The 16,811-nt window shown below is 59.3% G+C and carries 12 protein-coding genes; 5 read left to right on the top strand and 7 right to left on the bottom strand.

Going from position 1 to position 16,811, the window contains the following annotated elements; genetic code table 11:
* Positions 1-51 precede the first annotated feature (51 nt).
* On the bottom strand, positions 52-987 hold the full coding sequence (locus ACEN83_RS12425) for a LysR substrate-binding domain-containing protein (protein WP_495580458.1): 936 nt from the start codon (positions 985-987) through the stop codon (positions 52-54).
* 90 nt (positions 988-1,077) lie between these two features.
* On the opposite strand from ACEN83_RS12425, the gene ACEN83_RS12420 reads away from it, so the two are divergent.
* Complete coding sequence (locus ACEN83_RS12420) at positions 1,078-2,028, top strand: DMT family transporter (RefSeq protein WP_495580457.1); 951 nt, start codon at positions 1,078-1,080, stop codon at positions 2,026-2,028.
* A gap of 37 nt (positions 2,029-2,065) precedes the next feature.
* Here ACEN83_RS12420 and ACEN83_RS12415 read toward each other — a convergent pair whose 3' ends face one another.
* From ACEN83_RS12415 to ACEN83_RS12405, 3 genes are read right to left on the bottom strand one after another with little or no spacing between them, the layout of a single operon-like run.
* The gene (locus ACEN83_RS12415; RefSeq protein ID WP_495580456.1) at positions 2,066-3,493 is read right to left on the bottom strand and encodes a GGDEF domain-containing protein; all 1,428 of its coding nucleotides are present in this window, start codon (positions 3,491-3,493) and stop codon (positions 2,066-2,068) included.
* A gap of 23 nt (positions 3,494-3,516) precedes the next feature.
* The gene (locus tag ACEN83_RS12410) at positions 3,517-4,476 is read right to left on the bottom strand and encodes an alpha/beta fold hydrolase (protein ID WP_218479798.1); all 960 of its coding nucleotides are present in this window, start codon (positions 4,474-4,476) and stop codon (positions 3,517-3,519) included.
* Between the two features lie 16 nt (positions 4,477-4,492).
* On the bottom strand, positions 4,493-5,905 hold the full coding sequence (locus tag ACEN83_RS12405; protein ID WP_495580455.1) for an NAD(P)/FAD-dependent oxidoreductase: 1,413 nt from the start codon (positions 5,903-5,905) through the stop codon (positions 4,493-4,495).
* Between the two features lie 934 nt (positions 5,906-6,839).
* Between ACEN83_RS12405 and ACEN83_RS12400 the strand changes: the two genes are divergently transcribed.
* On the top strand, positions 6,840-7,121 hold the full coding sequence (locus tag ACEN83_RS12400; protein ID WP_007971216.1) for a DUF2790 domain-containing protein: 282 nt from the start codon (positions 6,840-6,842) through the stop codon (positions 7,119-7,121).
* A gap of 273 nt (positions 7,122-7,394) precedes the next feature.
* Positions 7,395-8,048, top strand: coding sequence for a hypothetical protein (locus ACEN83_RS12395; protein WP_116583110.1), 654 nt, complete (start codon positions 7,395-7,397; stop codon positions 8,046-8,048).
* A gap of 83 nt (positions 8,049-8,131) precedes the next feature.
* On the opposite strand, the gene ACEN83_RS12390 is transcribed toward ACEN83_RS12395, so the two are convergent.
* Positions 8,132-8,431: a hypothetical protein gene (locus ACEN83_RS12390; RefSeq protein WP_495580454.1), complete on the bottom strand. Its 300-nt coding sequence runs from the start codon at positions 8,429-8,431 to the stop codon at positions 8,132-8,134.
* A 242-nt stretch (positions 8,432-8,673) separates the two neighbouring features.
* On the bottom strand, positions 8,674-9,315 hold the full coding sequence (locus tag ACEN83_RS12385) for a response regulator (protein WP_007971220.1): 642 nt from the start codon (positions 9,313-9,315) through the stop codon (positions 8,674-8,676).
* A gap of 349 nt (positions 9,316-9,664) precedes the next feature.
* On the opposite strand from ACEN83_RS12385, the gene ACEN83_RS12380 reads away from it, so the two are divergent.
* A complete protein-coding gene (locus ACEN83_RS12380; RefSeq protein WP_495580453.1) occupies positions 9,665-14,527 on the top strand; it encodes a response regulator in 4,863 nt (1,620 codons plus the stop codon).
* The gene (locus tag ACEN83_RS12375) at positions 14,524-15,654 is read left to right on the top strand and encodes an ATP-binding response regulator (RefSeq protein ID WP_116583108.1); all 1,131 of its coding nucleotides are present in this window, start codon (positions 14,524-14,526) and stop codon (positions 15,652-15,654) included. The genes ACEN83_RS12380 and ACEN83_RS12375 overlap by 4 nt, the downstream gene beginning before the upstream one ends.
* Before the next feature lie 66 nt (positions 15,655-15,720).
* Here the strand turns inward: ACEN83_RS12375 and ACEN83_RS12370 are convergent, their stop codons facing one another.
* Positions 15,721-16,809: a 4-oxalomesaconate tautomerase gene (locus tag ACEN83_RS12370; RefSeq protein ID WP_116583107.1), complete on the bottom strand. Its 1,089-nt coding sequence runs from the start codon at positions 16,807-16,809 to the stop codon at positions 15,721-15,723.
* Between the last annotated feature and the right edge of the window lie 2 nt (positions 16,810-16,811).

Here is a 16,811-nt window from a genome sequence, read left to right as displayed (position 1 = left end):
CGTGCGCGGCTGAATGTTGATGTCCACTTTTCCAGGGTGCTGATTCGGCCATCAGTCACCCATCGACCCCAGGAGCCACTGGCGAAATATCTCGGCAGCGGCAGAAAGCTTGCGATGCTTGAGCGACACCAGGAATTCGCCATTGCCCGTCACGCATTCGAAAGGCGTTACCCGCTGCAATTCTCCCTTGGCCAGCGCCTCATCCGCCATGAACGTCCAGGCCAGGCCGATGCCCATGCCTTGTTGAACGGCCCGATACGCCAACGTCAGCTGGTTGAAGACCGGGGCTTTGTCCCGCGCGACGAAGTCGATACCAAAGTGGCCGAACCATTGATGCCAGTCCAGACACTGCCAGGCGCAGGTGTCGATCTGCACCAGGTTGGCTTGCGCCAATTGTTCGAGTGTCTCGACCCCCGAGACATCCAGTGAAGGATGAGCCACGGCATAGACGATTTCCGGCAGCAGGAAATCGCTGTCCAGCGAGGGCCATTGGCCGGAACCATAGAGTACGCCCACGTCGAAATCATTGAGGCTGGCCTCATCGAACTCATTCATCGCGTGAACGTGCACGGCGATGTCGGGGTACGCCTTGTTGAATTCGATCAGTTTCGGGAACAGCCAGAATTGGGCCAGGGCATGGGTCGCCAGCACCGAGACGGCGTTGGACTGATGAACGTTGCGAATTCGCGTGACGCTTTGGTACATCGTGGTCAGGAGCACGTTGACCGTCATCAGCAGTTCATCCCCTGCGCTGGTCAACTTGACCCCTCGCGGCTTGCGCTCGAAGAGCGGGACGCCCATGCAATCCTCAAGCTGGCGCATCTGTTTGCTCACGGCGCTCTGGGTCAGAAACAGTTCGCCGGCGGCGCCCGTGAAGCTGGCGTGTCGTCCCACGGCCTCGAACGTGATCAGGGTCTCCAATGGGGGCAAGGTACGCAGATAACGGTTGATGACGGTTCTCCAGGACTGGCGATTGCCACAAGACATTCCCCTGCGGAATGGGTGACCAACTTTATATCGCAGGTGGCGCTTGTCTGCCATGGCTAGAATGCGGCTAAACAGCCTGCCAGAGCCGAGATGATGAACAGTGGCGTTGTATTTGCGATATTGGCGGGTGCCATCTGGGGTGGCGTGATTATCGGCCCTTCGTTGCTGCCGGAATTCAATGCCGTGCTGATCAGCAGCGTACGGTTTGCCCTGTACGGGATGATCTCGCTCCTCGTGGCCTTGCCCTTCGCGTCCCGCCTGCTGTCGCGTTTGACGCGCCGCGATGCCTGGATGCTGCTGCGTCTGTCACTGACCGGCAACGTCCTGAACTACGCGCTCCTGGGTGCTTCCGTACAGCTGAGCGGGGTGACCGCGGCCGCCCTTATCAACGGCATGATGCCGGTCGCCATCACTTTTCTGGGGCGTAGCGATGCAGGGTCCCTGCCCCTGACCAGGCTCAAGCTCCCTCTGCTGCTGGTATTCCTGGGCATCGTATCGGTCAGTCTGGAACATACCGGCGTGCAGGTGGCGAGCACCTCGCTGTCTTCCCGGTTGCTGGGCCTGGCCTGCGGGTTCAGTGCCGTGGCCTGCTGGTCGTGGTACGCCACCCATAACGCCCGGTATCTCAAGCAAAGCCATTTCAACAGCAGCGAATGGTCGACGCTGACCGGCATCGTGACGGGCATCGTGGCGATCGTGTTTGGCATCGCGGCCTTGATGCTGTTCCCGAACCTGGTGCCCGCTGAAGTTGAAAGCAGCCGCTGGACGACTTTCCTGTGGGTTTGCCTGTTCCTGGCACTCTGTGGTTCATGGCTGGCCAATGGGCTCTGGAATGCTTGCTCGCGTCGAATGCCCGCGTCGTTGAGTGGCCAGATGATCGTGTTCGAAACGCTGTTTGCCTGCGTTTACGGCTTTCTGTTCAGCCAGCGCATGCCCGGCTTGATGGAAGCGATCTCGATCCTGTTGCTGGTGGGCGGGGTCGTATGGGCGGCGAAACGTCATCGGATTATGCCGGTGAAGCAGGCTGAACCCTGCGAGTGACACCCCATACCGTGGCGCAACGACTTCGAGACGACGGTCAAGGCAGAGGTTGCAGGCTGGTCTTGAAGGCCGTGACCACACGGTTACGGCCTTGATGTTTCGCGTGATACAGGCGTTGATCGGCGGTACGCAGAATGGCCTCGATGGTGTCGCCATCGCGGCCGGATTGCGATACGCCGATGCTCACTGTGACCACGGTTGGCCGCTGCAGGCCATGAAAGGAACTATTGGCCACGGTGCTTCGCAGACGCTCGGCGATTTCGTGCGCGCCTTCAAGTGAAGTCTGAGGCAGCAGTATCATGAATTCTTCTCCGCCGACTCGGGCCACGCCGTCATACGGCCGGATCGAATCGAGGCATTTCTCCACGAAACTCTTCAGGATGTCATCGCCCACCTGATGCCCGAAGCGATCGTTGATGGACTTGAAATTATCCAGGTCCAGTGCCAACACGGAGAACGGCGCATCGCCGCGTTTGGTCCGGCCAATTTCGCCTTCGACCCGCTCCATGAACCGACGCCGATTATCAGCGCCTGTCAGTGGATCGGTCGCCGCAAGGTGCCCGAGTTCCTGATTGGTGCGCTGGAGTTCCTGCAGGGCGCTCTCGGCATACGCCATCGCTTCGGCAAGACGCACCATCAACTCCTCCTGGCTGTAGATCCTGGAAAACGACCGCGTGGTGAGGAACGCTTGCACGACTCCATAGCTCAACATGAAGAACCCACCGGCGAAGATCGCGTGCGCGAGCCACCACATATGGTTCCACGGACGCGCAAGGATGAAGGCAAGGGAGGACAGCGCGAACGCGGTGACAGAGATGATGAAAATGCTCATCAGCGGCGAACGGATACGCCGCAGCAGAAGTATGGTCACGGTCAACGTGGAAAGAACGAGCGCTCCCCCCTCCATCGAGAGGCGCACCGCGAGATTGCCGGCGATCGGCGAATTCGCGATGTACGCCACTGCCACGTCAACCAGCAGGAACAGTCCTATCCAGGTCAACCACGGGCGGGCCTTCGTTCGCTGGTCCGTGGCATCCGGTGGGCGGTGGTACGACAGCATTCCGATCAACAGCAAGATCGACATGACCAGTCGAGAGGCCGGTCCATAAAGCAGGAAGAGCCAGATATTGTGGTGCGCAAGCCCGGTGAACGCACCATGCAACGCGTAGATCACTACAAAGCCGAGAAATCCAAGCGTCATCCATCGCAGCAGCGGCTCTCCCGATGACTGATAACAGCGCCACGTGACGTAAGTAACAAACAGGCCTGCCAGGGTGGCTGCCGTGATCGCAAAGATATGGAACAGGTGATTCTCGAATAAAAGCGTGGGGTCCTGAAAAAAGTACAGGTAGCCGATCAGATAGGCCGGAACCAGCGCAAACCCTGCGAGCAGCAAGCAGGCGTAAACCTTGACCATCAGGCGAACGGCTTCAGGTGACTCGTCGGTGGCGATGAGATTGCTCATGGGTCCCTCCGGTTTCGATCCGTTCATAGTTTTTTCAGGAAGCCCAGTAGCAGCTCATTGACCTCTGTCGCGCGCTCTTGCTGTATCCAGTGGCCGGCACCTTCGAGGATATGACACCCGCGCAGTTCCGGCAGTGTCTGCGCGAAGGCTTCGATCTGCCGCGGGGAACTGGGAAACTTCAGCACGGCGTCGCGGCTGCCGGCAATGAACATCGACGGCTGCCGAATAATGCAACCACGCCAGGGTGCCAGCAGTGCCCATGAGCGCGTCATGTTGCGGTACCAGTTCAACCCGCCGCGAAATCCGCTGCGGGTGAATTCGCGGGTGTAGTAGGCAATATCCTCCAGGCTTAGCCAGCCTGGCAGGGTTTCAGGCTCGATCATCGCGCCCAGGAAGCCCTGGCCCGGCTGCAGCCGGCCGAACACCAGCCCCTCGGGGCCGTCTCCCGAGCCACTGAAGTAGATGCGCCGGATCGACGACTCGACGTCCCTTTCAAGCTCGGCTTCGGCCACACCCGGCGCCTGGAAATACTGGATGTAGAAGTCGCTGATCCCCCGCGAGACCAGCGCACTGAGGAGCTCCACGCGCGCCGGCGGCGAGAACGGAACGCTCATGCCGACCACTGCGCGAAACAGATCGGGTCGCAGCAAGGCGGCGCTCCAGGCCACCTGCGCTCCCCAATCATGACCGACAATCACGGCTTGCCGTTCGCCGAGTGCGTTGACCAACTCGACCATGTCGCCTACCAGGTGCAGCGTGGTGTAGGCGTCGGGTTCGGCCGGCGCGTCTGTGCCGCCATAGCCGCGCATGTCGGGCGCTACCGCCCTGTAGCCGGCGGCCGCCAGCGCAGCGAGCTGGTTGCGCCACGAGTACCACAGCTCCGGAAAACCGTGGCACAGCAAGACCAGCGGGCCGCTACCTTGCGTGGCTATCCGCATGCGGATGCCATTGATGTCGAGCAGTTCGAAGTGTGGCTCGTTCATGTGCGCTTCCTGCGATTCAAGCGATGGCCTCCAGCAACCGTGGCAAGTTCGCCAGCGCCTGCTGCCTGCTGACGGAGAGCTGATGCAGCTGTCCCAGTTTCTCGGTGTCGGTTTCCTTAAGACCCCTGACCACCGCTGTCATAAAGAACAAACGCGACTGCTTGATCCAGCGGGACAAGCCTTCATGCTCTCCCCAGCGTAGCTGGTTACCCAGGTGGACCGCCCAGATTCTGATCCAGTCCGTGGGGACGTGAGGCGCAGGGACCATCTTGCACAGCGCGTTCATTTGCGCTTGATCGACCAGGTGGCTTTCCACATAGGCAATCAAGGCGGCGCTGAACACGGGTTGGCAGCTGCTGACCATCAACAGGTTGATCTTGCCGCCGTCGAACACCTTCATGTCAGGCAGTGTCGGGATGGCACTGGCGCTGCAATCAATGTGCAGAGCATGTGGGCTGGTGGCGATGCTGCCCTGCTCGAACACGATGCGCGTTGGCTCGATAGCGCGCACTCTTCCCAGGCGCACGACGTTGTCGATGCGTCGAAGCTCGCATAATTCCGCTTGGGTGACGGTGGCGCAGCGGTACGCAGTGGGTTCGACGGACTTGTCCAGGCGCAAGAGCTGGCCCGTCGCCTCAAGCCTTAAGAACAGGTCCGGGATCGAGTCTGCGGCGGCGATGGCCTCGAACTGTGCCCTGAGCCCCCCGATGGTTCGTTCGAAGCTGTCGAGGCCGGGCTGCATGTTGGCCCGGTCGATCAACCACGGATCGTTCGGCATGATCCAGCTGATTGTGGCGGGCGCAACACCGTTTTGCAGCAACCACAGGCAAGCGTCGATCCCGGTCTTGCCCGATCCCACCACGACGTAGCTGGCGTATGGGTGACGGATTTTCGGCAGGTCATTCAGTGGCACGCATTGCACGCCGGGCTCCACCCTGTACCTGGGCGGGTGGGTCGAGGGCACTTCCGTCCGGGCATGGGTGGCGTCCACCAGCTTTTTGCTCACTCGGACCTGATGGTCTGCGCCGCTGACGAGCGAGGTAAACCGGTGATCGTCAATGCGGTCGCCGGCGTAGTTGCACATGGGAAAAAAACGGACTCGACCTGACGACAGAAACTGCTGATTCATCACCTGATCGAAGTAGCTCACCACCTCGGCGCCGGAGGCCAGCTCATACAAGCCCTCGTTCAGTGCCGTCGTGTCCTTCGTTCCACTGCCCAGTTCCCGTGAGTTGACGCCATAGCAGGTCGAGGGTTGGTGTAACCGTACGAACGGGTAGGCATCATTCCAGTGCCCGCCAGCTCGATCGTGCCGATCCACCATCACGATGCGTGCATTGGTTTCCTTGAGTAGCGTATCGACGAAGGCCATGGCCATCGCGCCAGCACCGATGACCAGGTAATCGGTTTCGATCGGGTTTTCGTCCATATGGCTGCACCTTCCTGAAGGTTGCCCTCCTTCAACCTCCGTAGATTAGCCACCCATGCCACGGGCAATAGAACGAATGCTTCTGACCTCCATAACCAATGGAATCAATGGCTGCAGCCCGCATGCCAGACGGATGCCCCGCCAATTGCCGGGCTCTATGGTGGTGATCACCGGTTGAATCCACAGCCGATTGTGCCTGTCACGAAGGACTCGGCCGACTGACTTGAAGGCACTGATTCACCCTGCTTAAAAAATGGTTCATCACGCAATCCCGGGGGGAATACGGATAACGAAATATCTGTAGGAGCTGCCGAAGGCTGCGATCTTTTGGTTTTGCTTTTGCGATCAGGAGACTGCTGAAGATCAAGATCAAAAGATCGCAGCCTCCGGCAGCTCCTACAGGGGAACATGTGCACCACCAAAACGAGGCCGAGCGTTAGCTCGCCTCGCGGTGCTTTTGCGGTGCACGCCCCCTCGAGAGGCCGATCGCGGCGGGCTTTGCAGGAGCGAGCTTGCTCCGGGCAACCAATAAAAAAAATGGTTCATCACGCAATCCCGGGAAACTGTAGGAGCGGCCGGTCGACGCTCGATTGCTGGCGATGGGCTCAAGTGCGCCACGCTTATCCAGTTTGTGCGTCATCGTTAACGTCAATCGCGAGCAATCGAGCGTCGACCGGCTGCTCCTACAGAAGAGAAAGAGCAAAAAAAATCCGTCATGACATGTTATGACCTCCTTCAAAAACGGACTTTAACCAACAAATTCAGGGGTTTTAGGACGAATGGTCGAGAGGCGTCAAGCGCGGGGAATTGCAGAGAGTTTACAGCCACTACAGGCTTTTCAGACGGGCACGTTCGTCGTGGTGAAGTGAACTTCACTTTCATCACGTGTCACATTAAGTCCTTGTCAAGTGAACTTCAGTGGAGGTACAGCCTTATGAGCATGGCCACGATAGTCAGTGCCGTGATTTCCAGTCTCGCACCCAGTGTCTTTGACCAGAACAACCTGCAAGACCCCGGTGCACATGTCTCAGCCGTCGAATACCACTACGGTATGGACATCGATGTGAAACGGGTGCTGCAGCGCACCGATACATCCGACAAGACCGGCGTCGTACCGGTGACCCTGGTCTACGAAGACAGCGAGGGCGAGATTCACAAGATCCGTTTCCTCGAATGGGGTGGAAGCCCTGCCGCCGAACCTGCCAGCATTGCCTGATCAACTCCTCGATCGGGTTCCGGGCCTAGCCGCCCCCCAACAAGAAGCGGAAGTTAAACCTCCAGTGCACTCAGTGCGATTGAGGTTTTGTGTTACCTGAAAATGGACATATTCGAATGACTGAAAGTTCATTCGCGAAACTCACTATTATCTTGGCGGCGTATTGCCCCAGGATTAATTGATAACAATGGCTGGATCTGAATGGCAGTCAGCAACGGTAATCAAGCCGTGCCAAGAGCCAAGTTGATTCACTATTGAATAAAAGAGGTCACCATGGAACTTAGTATGTTTTCTTCGTCCACCGTGGAATATGTGCGTTTGGGCGTTGTCTATTTTCATCTCATCGCCTGTTGCGTGGCAATCGGGCTGGTCTTGACCAGTGACATTGCAATGGTCAAGCAACTCCTGAAGGGGGATGCGTCGGGTCACCACGATGACGCGCACATGGAAAGCCTTCAAAAAACCGTATCGCTTGCACTTGTGGCGCTTTGGATTACGGGCATTGGTATCGTCGGGATCGATTATGCCGGTAAGGGGATGGAGTATTTCCTCAATCCAAAACTGCAAGCCAAAATCGGCATCGTAGTGCTGTTGACCTTTAACGGCTTCCTTCTGCATAGCGCTGTATTGCCGGCGCTGAAAAAAGCCGGTTCGTTACTCAAACTCTCCTTCAGCCTGCGCATGCTGGCGCTGTTCTCCGGCGCACTCTCCGCCGTGTCCTGGTTCTATGCCGCCATGCTCGGTGTCGGTCGTCCGCTGGCCTGGAAATACTCGCTGGTCGAGTTGCTGGCAGCCTATCCGGTTCTCATCGTCGGCGGTTTCGGGATGATGGTCCTGCTCACTGCCTGGGCAAAAGACAGAGACACCGAAACGCGTATGGAGCAAGGCTTCAGGACTCCAGGAAACGCCGCCCTCGCTGGATGGTAAAACCAGGCTGAACAAGGACGTTCAGCTTTAGCCAATAAAGCCTGCTGTCAGTCAGCCGTTCGAAAACGGTGCTGCCAACGCCTCTATCGCTTCCCCTTCATGCAGACCACGGAAAGATAAGCCCCCCAAAGAACACCACCCAGGGCAAGTATCAATTCCGGATTGAAAATACTCTGTTCAATCGGCGCCACCAGGATTTCGCTGTAAAGGCACATCGCGCCCGCGATCAATGCAATAAAGTAGCCAGTCCGGTTTCTGGTCCGGCGCAGCAGCAGAACCTTTTTCAGGCCCTCTTCTTTCCATTCCTGACGGGGTATGAGTTGGATTTCCTCCAGCAGCACCACACCCCACAGCAATGCGCATAACCCATAACCTACCATCATGATGCCCTTCAGTTTGAACGTTGATTCAACATGACTGCAGCGTGCACTCAGTACTCAACTTGCGAATATCCATTGCGGAGTCTTTTCCCACTTGTTGACGAAGACAACGTCATTGAGCGGATCAAATTTTTCCGAGGGGTAAATATGCTTGATTGGGACGGCCCCCGCTATCGACGTTAGCAGGAGTTCCTTGTGGAGATATCGACCAAAAATTTGTAGTGATTCCACTACAAACAGTCACCCTAGGTTAACAAGCCGTTTTCAAGTGCATAGCGGGCCAGTTTCGCGTTGCTGTCCATCCCGGTTTTTTCCAGGATGCGTGCCCGGTACGTCGTGACGGTACTCGGGCTCAAGTGCAGTATCTCGGCGATGCGCACAATTCTTTCGCCTGCAGCGAGGAGCTTGAGTACTTCAAGCTCCCGGTCGGAGAGCGCTTCGTGGGGTGCCTCGTCGCCTCTGCCGATAGCGTTGACCAGTTTTTCCGCCAACTCAGGGCTGACGTGCTTGCCGCCTGAGGCCACCTTGCGAACGGCCGCCACCAGGGTGGCGGCGGAAATATCCTTGGTGAGGTATCCCGCTGCGCCGTGCTTGATTGCGCGCAACGCATAGGCCTCGACCGAATGCATGCTCAACATCAGAACGGCGAGTTTGGGCTTGTGCGCACGCATGAGTTTGAGAAGTTCGAGGCCGTTCTTGTCGGGAAGCTGAATATCGACCAACGCCACGTCGAACTCCTGCTCGCGGACCAGGAGCATGGCGTCTTGTGCCGTCTCGGCTTCCCCCGTTACGTCGATCTCGCCGGCTGTCTCCAGCATGCGTCGCACGCCGCTTCGCACGATGCTGTGATCATCCACCAGCAAGACTCTGATTTTGTGGTCAGTCATCGGTCTTTTCCATTCGCACCCGCAAGGCCCCGGCCGTATCGTGTCTCGATGTACAGATGATGTCGAACCCGCCGGCCCCTTCGACACAAAGGCGCGCGCTCATGCTTTTCCACACTCATCCTGCGGCCAGTGGCCAGCAAGCCATTGAATCTGCTGCCGGGTTCTACGTTAGCAGGTCGGGATTGCACTGCAAGATGACAATTTCCCTCAGGATCCGGGGCATTGCGTCAACCTTGCTAGTATTTCGTAAGCCAGCGCTCAGTGTTCGACAGGGTAAACACTGCGAAGCCGGCTCCTGCGGCAGGGGTTGATGCCTTGCCCGCGGCATCCATTTTGACTGGACACAGACATGGCCACAGTGACGACACCGATCGAAGTATTGGACATGAAGACATTGCTGGCAGCGCTGAAATCGTTGCGCAAAGGTGACTTCACCACGCGTATGCCGGAAGACTGGACCGGCATGCCGGGCAAGATCGCCGACACGCTCAACGAGATCATCGACATGGCGGCCGAGACCACCACCGAATTCGAACGCGTGGCGCAACTGATCGGCAAGCAGGGCAAGGTCGACGAGCGTATCCAATTGCCGATGATGAAAGGCTCGTGGCAAAAGATCGTCAACTCCAGCAATGCGCTCACCAGCGACCTCATCAGCCCGATGAACGAGATCATTCGCGTGGTCGGTTCGGTGGCCGAGGGTAATCTGAGCCAGCAGGTACCGCCGGTACTCGACGGCCTGAAACTGCGGGGCCAGTTCCTCAAGTCCGCCGAGATCGTGAACACCATGGTGACGCGCCTGGGTTCCTTCGCCTCCGAGGTCACCCGCGTGGCGCGGGAAGTGGGTACTGAGGGCATTCTCGGTGGGCAGGCCAATGTCAAAGGGGTGTCCGGCACCTGGAAAGACCTGACCGACTCCGTCAACGACATGGCCGCCAACCTGACCACCCAGATGCGCAATATCGCTTACGTGACCACGGCAGTGGCCAAAGGCGATCTGGGCAAGACGATTACCGTCGAAGCCCGGGGTGAGATTCTCGAACTGAAAAACACCATCAACACCATGGTCGGCCAGCTCTCGAGTTTTGCGGCGGAGGTGACCCGCGTGGCGCTGGAAGTCGGTACCGAAGGCAAGTTGGGCGGTCAGGCGGAAGTGCGCGGAGTCTCAGGCACCTGGCGCGACCTGACCGAATCGGTCAACGGCATGGCGGCCAACCTGACCACCCAGGTGCGCAACCTCGCCCAGGTGACGACGGCGGTGGCGCGTGGCGACCTCGGCAAGAAAATCACTGTTGAAGCCAAGGGCGAGATTCTCGAACTGAAAAACACCATCAACACCATGGTCGACCAGCTCTCCAGCTTCGCCTCGGAGGTGACACGGGTCGCGCTGGAAGTCGGTACCGAAGGCAAGCTGGGCGGACAGGCCGAAGTGACCGGCGTGTCCGGTACCTGGAAGGACTTGACCAATTCGGTCAACGGCATGGCGGCCAACCTGACCACCCAGGTGCGCAACATTGCCGACGTGACGACGGCGGTGGCCAACGGCGACCTGTCGCGCAAGATCACCGCCGAAGCCAAAGGTGAAATTCTCCAGCTCAAGGAAACCATCAACACCATGGTGGACCAGCTCTCGACCTTTGCCGACGAAGTGACGCGCATGGCGCGCGAGGTGGGGACTGACGGCAAACTCGGCGGCCAGGCCAAGGTGACGGGCGTCGGTGGCACCTGGAAAGACTTGACCGACTCGGTCAACAGCATGGCGGCCAACCTGACCAATCAGGTGCGCAACATCGCCGACGTGACGACGGCGGTGGCCAAAGGCAACCTGGGGCGCAAGATCACCGTGGAAGCCAAGGGCGAAATCATGGAGCTGAAGAACACCATCAACACCATGGTGGACCAGCTCAACAGCTTTGCCGCCGAGGTGACGCGGGTGGCGCGCGAAGTCGGCACCGAAGGCAAGCTCGGTGGGCAGGCACAGGTGCAAGGCGTGTCCGGCACCTGGAGGGATCTGACCGAAAACGTGAACTTCATGGCGGCCAACCTGACCAGCCAGGTGCGAGGCATCGCGAAAGTGGTGACCGCCGTCGCCAACGGCGACATGAAGAAGAAACTGACACTGGAAGCCAAGGGTGAGATCGCCGAACTGGCCGACACCATCAACGGTATGACCGATACGCTGGCGCTGTTCTCCGACCAGGTGACCTCGGTGGCGCGTGAAGTGGGCGTCGAGGGCAAGCTGGGGGGCCAGGCCAACGTGCCGGGTGCTGCCGGCACCTGGCGCGATCTGACTGACAACGTGAACGGTCTGGCGGCCAACCTGACCAACCAGGTGCGTGCAATTGCCGATGTGGCGACGGCCGTGACCAAGGGCGACCTGACCCGTTACGTGGAGGTGGAAGCCAAGGGTGAAGTGGCGGAACTCAAGGACAACGTCAACGAGATGATCCGCAACCTGCGCGAGACCACGCGGCAAAACGCGGAGCAGGACTGGCTCAAGAGCAATCTGGCGAAATTCAACCGCCTGCTGCAGGGCCAGCGCGATCTGGCGGCGGTTTCCAAGATGGTGTTGTCTGAACTGGCTCCGCTGATCAACGCCCAGCACGGTGTGTTCTACATGATGGACGAGAACCCGCCGGATCCGGCGAAACTCAAGCTGCTGTCCGCCTATGCGTATAAGGGCAACATCAATGTGAACGATGAGTGGCGGCTCGGCGAGGGCCTGGTCGGGCAATGCGCCTACGAGAAGCGGCGCATCCTGCTGACCGATGTACCGGCCAATTACGTCGCGATCTCATCGGGACTGGGTGCTGCCGCCCCGCTGAATATCATCGTGCTGCCGATCCTGTTCGAGAACAAGGTCAAGGCCGTCGTCGAAATGGCTTCGTTCACGCGCTACAGCATCATTCATCAAACCTTCCTTGATCAGTTGGCCGAATCGATCGGTATCGTGCTCAACACGATCGAAGCCAATATGCGTACCGAAGAACTGCTCAAGCAGTCGCAATCGCTGGCGCACGAACTGCAAAGGCAGCAGGAGGAATTGAGACAGACCAACGAGGAGCTGGAGGACAAGGCCGGCCTGCTGGCGGAGCAGAAAGCCGAAGTCGAGCGCAAGAACCGCGAAGTCGAAATCACCAAGCTGTCGCTGGAGGAGAAGGCGGAGCAACTGACGCTGACCTCGAAGTACAAGTCCGAATTCCTCTCCAGCATGTCCCATGAACTCAGAACCCCATTGAACAGCTTGCTGATCCTGGCCCGGCAGCTCAGCGACAACGCGGAACACAATCTCACCCCCAGGCAGGTCGAATATGCCAAGACCATCCGCAGCGCGGGCAAAGACCTGCTGGAGCTGATCGACGAGATTCTCTACCTGTCCAAGATCGAGTCGGGTACGGTCACACTGGATCTCAATGAAGCACGGTTCGCCGATCTGCACGACCAGATCGAACGCACCTTCCGGCCGGTCGCCGAAAGCCGGGGCCTGACCTTCACGATTGAACTGGCGCCTACCCTGCCCCCCGTCTTGTGGACCGACGAAAAGCGCCTGCTGCAGGTGGTCAAGAACCTGCTGTCCAACGCCTTCAAGTTCACTGAGCAAGGCAGCGTCAAGCTCAGCATCGAGCCCGTTGTGTCCGGGTGGAGTGTGGATCACAGCGAACTGAATCGCGCCGATGCGGTGGTCGCCTTCGTGGTCACCGACACCGGCATCGGCGTATCGGCCGGCAAGCAGAAGCTGATCTTCGAGGCGTTCCAGCAAGCCGATACCGGAACCTCACGAAAATACGGCGGCACCGGCCTCGGCCTGTCGATCAGCCGCGAGCTCGCACACCGGTTGGGCGGTGAGCTGCGGCTGATCCCCGGTGAGATCGGCAAGGGCAGTACTTTCGCGCTGTACGTGCCCTTGCGGACACAGGACGCCCAGCGTCAGACCCTGGACGAACCCGCGACAGAGACAGCACCTGGCCAGGTCAGGCGCGACCTCCTGTCAGGCCCGACTGCACAGATACTCGACGACCGCGAGTCGGTCCAACCCGGCGACCAGGTGCTGCTGATGCTCGAGGGCGACGCCCGATTCGCCGGCATCCTGCTCGAGGCCGCGCACCAGAAGGGGTTCAGGGCTATCGTCACGACCCGTGGCGCGGATGCACTGGAGCTGGTCGAGCGCTTCAAACCCGCCGCGATCACGCTGGACCCGGGCCTGACGGACATCGATGGCTGGTTGCTGCTCGAGCAGTTGAAGGGAAATTTCGCCACGCGTCACATCCCGGTCCAGATCATCTCGAACACCGACGACCGCACACGCGGGCTGCGCTATGGCGCTTACGACTATCTGCTCAAGCCGGTCACTGCCGACGAGATTCAACATGCGCTGGTCGGCATCGTCGCATTCGCGGGGCGCAACACCAGGAGCCTGCTGCTGGTCGACGGCGACGAAACGAACCGCGCCCGCATCCTCGATCTGCTCGGCAACACCGACGTGAAGATCGAAACAACCGCCAGCGGCGCTGAAGCCTTGAAGAAACTGGCAAAGAAACGCTACGACTGCATGGCAATCCATCTCGAACTGCCCGACGCCTCCGGCATCAAGCTCCTCGAGGCGTTGCAGCAAGACCAGGCCATGCGTGAATTGCCGATTGTGGTCTACGGTGCAGAGACACTGACCAAGCCGCAACACGAGCGTTTCAGGACACTGCTGGGCACGGGCGTGATCAAGGCCGTTCAGTCTCCCGAGCGCATACTCGACGAAACCGCGCTGTTTCTACACCGTGTCGTCGACAGGCTGTCGCAGACCCAACGCAGGATGCTGGAAAAACTCTATGAGGGCTCGGACAGCCTCGAGGGCAAAAAGGCCCTGGTGGTCGACGACGACGTGCGCAATATCTTTGCCCTGACCAGCGTGCTCGAGAGCAACAACATGCGGGTGGCCACGGCCGAAAACGGCCGGACCGCCATAGAACTGCTGCAGCAGCAGCCCGATACCGACATCGTGCTGATGGACATCATGATGCCCGAGATGGATGGCTTTGAAACCATGCGCCAGATCCGTACCTTCAAGCGATTTGAAGCCCTGCCCATGATTGCGCTGACGGCCAAGGCGATGATGGGTGACCGTGAAAAGTGCATCGAGGCAGGCGCCTCGGACTATGTCAGCAAGCCGGTGGATACCGACCAGCTGCTGTCACTGATGCGCAAATGGCTCTATCGATGAAGCAACCTCCGGTATTCAAAGAGAACGCCCAGGTGCGGCACCCTGCCCCGCCGGATGGCGTGCCAGCCTCCGTGTTGCTGGTGGATGACAATCCCGCCAAGCTCACGGCGCTCGCCGCGGTAATTACCGACATGGGCCTCGATGTCGCCACGGCGACGTCCGGACGCGAGGCGCTGCGCCTGCTATTGCAGCGCGACTTCGCCGTCATTCTGCTCGACGTGAAAATGCCGGCGATGGACGGTTTTGAAACCGCTGCACTCATTCACGGCCGCCCGAAGTCGGCCCATACGCCCATTATCTTCGTCACCGCGGAGGCCGACACGGATTCCGAGCGATTCCGCGGCTATACGTCCGGCGCCGTGGATTACATCTTCTCGCCGATTGTGGCCGAAGTGCTTCGCGCCAAGATCCAGGTGTTTGTCGACCTGTTCTACTTGCAGCGCAAACTGACGATGCAGACCGAAGAATTGCTGCAATCGAAGCGGCAGCTGCGTGAGCTGGCCTCCTATCAGGAGCACCTCAAGGAAGAAGAGCGAAAGCGCATCGCTCGCGACATCCACGACGAGCTGGGACAGAGTCTGCTGGCGTTGCGCATCGATGTCTCCATGCTGCAGGCGCGCACCGGTGCCATGCACCCCAGGCTCAACGAAAAGGCCAGCGATGCACTGCATCACCTCGATACAGCCATCCGCAGTGTGCGCAGTATCATCAATGATCTTCGGCCACCCGTACTCGACCTGGGATTGCAGGCCGCGATCGAGTGGCAACTTGAAGAGTTCCGCCAGCGCAGCGGGATCGAATGCACGATGTCGGCCAAAGACGAAAATTTCCGCTGCGACCTGAATGAAAAATCCGCCACGACGCTGTTTCGCATCGTGCAGGAATCACTGTCGAATATTGCCCGGCACGCGCAAGCGACACAGGTGCACATCGAACTCTCCAGGGAGGGTCGCCGGCTTTACCTGCAGATCAAGGACAACGGCGTAGGCATGACGGATCGCAAAAAACTGAACTCGTTCGGGCTGGTGGGCATGAAGGAGCGCATCAGCATGCTGGGTGGGGATTTCACGATCGACAGCGCACCGGACAAAGGCACGAAATTGAGCATATCGCTGCCCGTCGACTGAGCTGGATGGCGTTCGGGGCTTTGCAGTCAAAGCGCCTGATTCTACGGGAGCCCTTGTACACACCGCTTAATCGCCCTGCCTGCCTGCCCATAGCGTTCGTGGGACACATACAGCCCCGTCCAGTAACAATCGGGCCGTTCTCATCAGGCCGCAACTCGTTAAACGATCATGTTCGAAGCGCAGCTCTACGGTGAACTCTCCCGTGGGGTGTTCAACCGAGAGTTGCCTGATGTCGCCCCCACCGACACACGCCACGCCTGCCGCCACGCTGCCCTCGATCAAGCAGGCAACCGCCACGCTCACCGCACCGAACACGCCGATGCTGGTGTGGCAGCGATGGGGGATGAAGGTCCGGGTGCTCAGTGCTCCACCCGCTTGCGCGGGTGCAATCAGGCACATCTTGGGCACATTGCGTTGGCTGACATCCCCAAGGTTCATGGGTGGGCCGGCCTGCAATCGGATCGATTCGAGTCTGGCCTTGATTGCGCTGTCGGCATCCAGTTGTTCAGGGCGCTCATGACCGCTGAGGCCTAGGTCTTCTGCGCGGATCAGCACCACCGGCATACCGTTGTCGACACAGGTGACTTCAACGCCGTCGAACAAATCGACCACGTTGCCTGTCGGCAGCAACGCACCACAACTGGAACCGGCGATGTCCTTGAACTCAACGATCAACGGCGCAGCGCAGCCCGGCACCCCGTCAATGCGTGCTTCGCCGGAGTAGCGCACGGTGCCGTTCGGTGTGGGCACATGAGCAATCGCGATCTGCCCGGTGTTCTCCATGAAAATGCGCACCGGAGTTACATCCCCCGTCGCGGCCACCAGTGCGCGCTCAATGGCGAAGGGTCCGACACCGGCAAGAATGTTGCCGCAGTTCTGGCCATAATCGACCCGCGGTTCATCGACCAGTACCTGTGCGAACAGGTAGTCCACGTCGGCGTCGGCGCGCGCGGAAGGCTTGATGATCGCCACCTTGCTGGTCAGCGAGTCGCCGCCACCGATGCCATCGATTTGCCGCGCATCCGGCGAGCCCATGACCGCCAGCAATACGCGGTCTCGAAGCGCTTGCTCGTCGGGCAAATCGCAGGCCAGGAAGTAAACGCCTTTCGACGTCCCGCCGCGCATCAAGAGGCAAGGAATACGTGTCTGGTCCATGT

The organism is Pseudomonas sp. Pseusp49 (assembly GCF_059491875.1).
The sequence above is the reverse complement of the archived record's forward strand: the minus strand, read 5'-3'. Positions and strand labels throughout refer to the sequence as shown.

Coding starts and splice junctions, on each gene's coding strand:
- ACEN83_RS12405 (WP_495580455.1), bottom strand. CDS start 5,905: ATGGACGAAAACCCGATCGAAACCGATTACCTGGTCATCGGTGCTGGC.
- ACEN83_RS12385 (WP_007971220.1), bottom strand. CDS start 9,315: ATGACTGACCACAAAATCAGAGTCTTGCTGGTGGATGATCACAGCATC.
- ACEN83_RS12380 (WP_495580453.1), top strand. CDS start 9,665: ATGGCCACAGTGACGACACCGATCGAAGTATTGGACATGAAGACATTG.
- ACEN83_RS12390 (WP_495580454.1), bottom strand. CDS start 8,431: ATGATGGTAGGTTATGGGTTATGCGCATTGCTGTGGGGTGTGGTGCTG.
- ACEN83_RS12425 (WP_495580458.1), bottom strand. CDS start 987: ATGTCTTGTGGCAATCGCCAGTCCTGGAGAACCGTCATCAACCGTTAT.
- ACEN83_RS12415 (WP_495580456.1), bottom strand. CDS start 3,493: ATGAGCAATCTCATCGCCACCGACGAGTCACCTGAAGCCGTTCGCCTG.
- ACEN83_RS12410 (WP_218479798.1), bottom strand. CDS start 4,476: ATGAACGAGCCACACTTCGAACTGCTCGACATCAATGGCATCCGCATG.
- ACEN83_RS12400 (WP_007971216.1), top strand. CDS start 6,840: ATGAGCATGGCCACGATAGTCAGTGCCGTGATTTCCAGTCTCGCACCC.
- ACEN83_RS12375 (WP_116583108.1), top strand. CDS start 14,524: ATGAAGCAACCTCCGGTATTCAAAGAGAACGCCCAGGTGCGGCACCCT.
- ACEN83_RS12370 (WP_116583107.1), bottom strand. CDS start 16,809: ATGGACCAGACACGTATTCCTTGCCTCTTGATGCGCGGCGGGACGTCG.
- ACEN83_RS12420 (WP_495580457.1), top strand. CDS start 1,078: ATGATGAACAGTGGCGTTGTATTTGCGATATTGGCGGGTGCCATCTGG.
- ACEN83_RS12395 (WP_116583110.1), top strand. CDS start 7,395: ATGGAACTTAGTATGTTTTCTTCGTCCACCGTGGAATATGTGCGTTTG.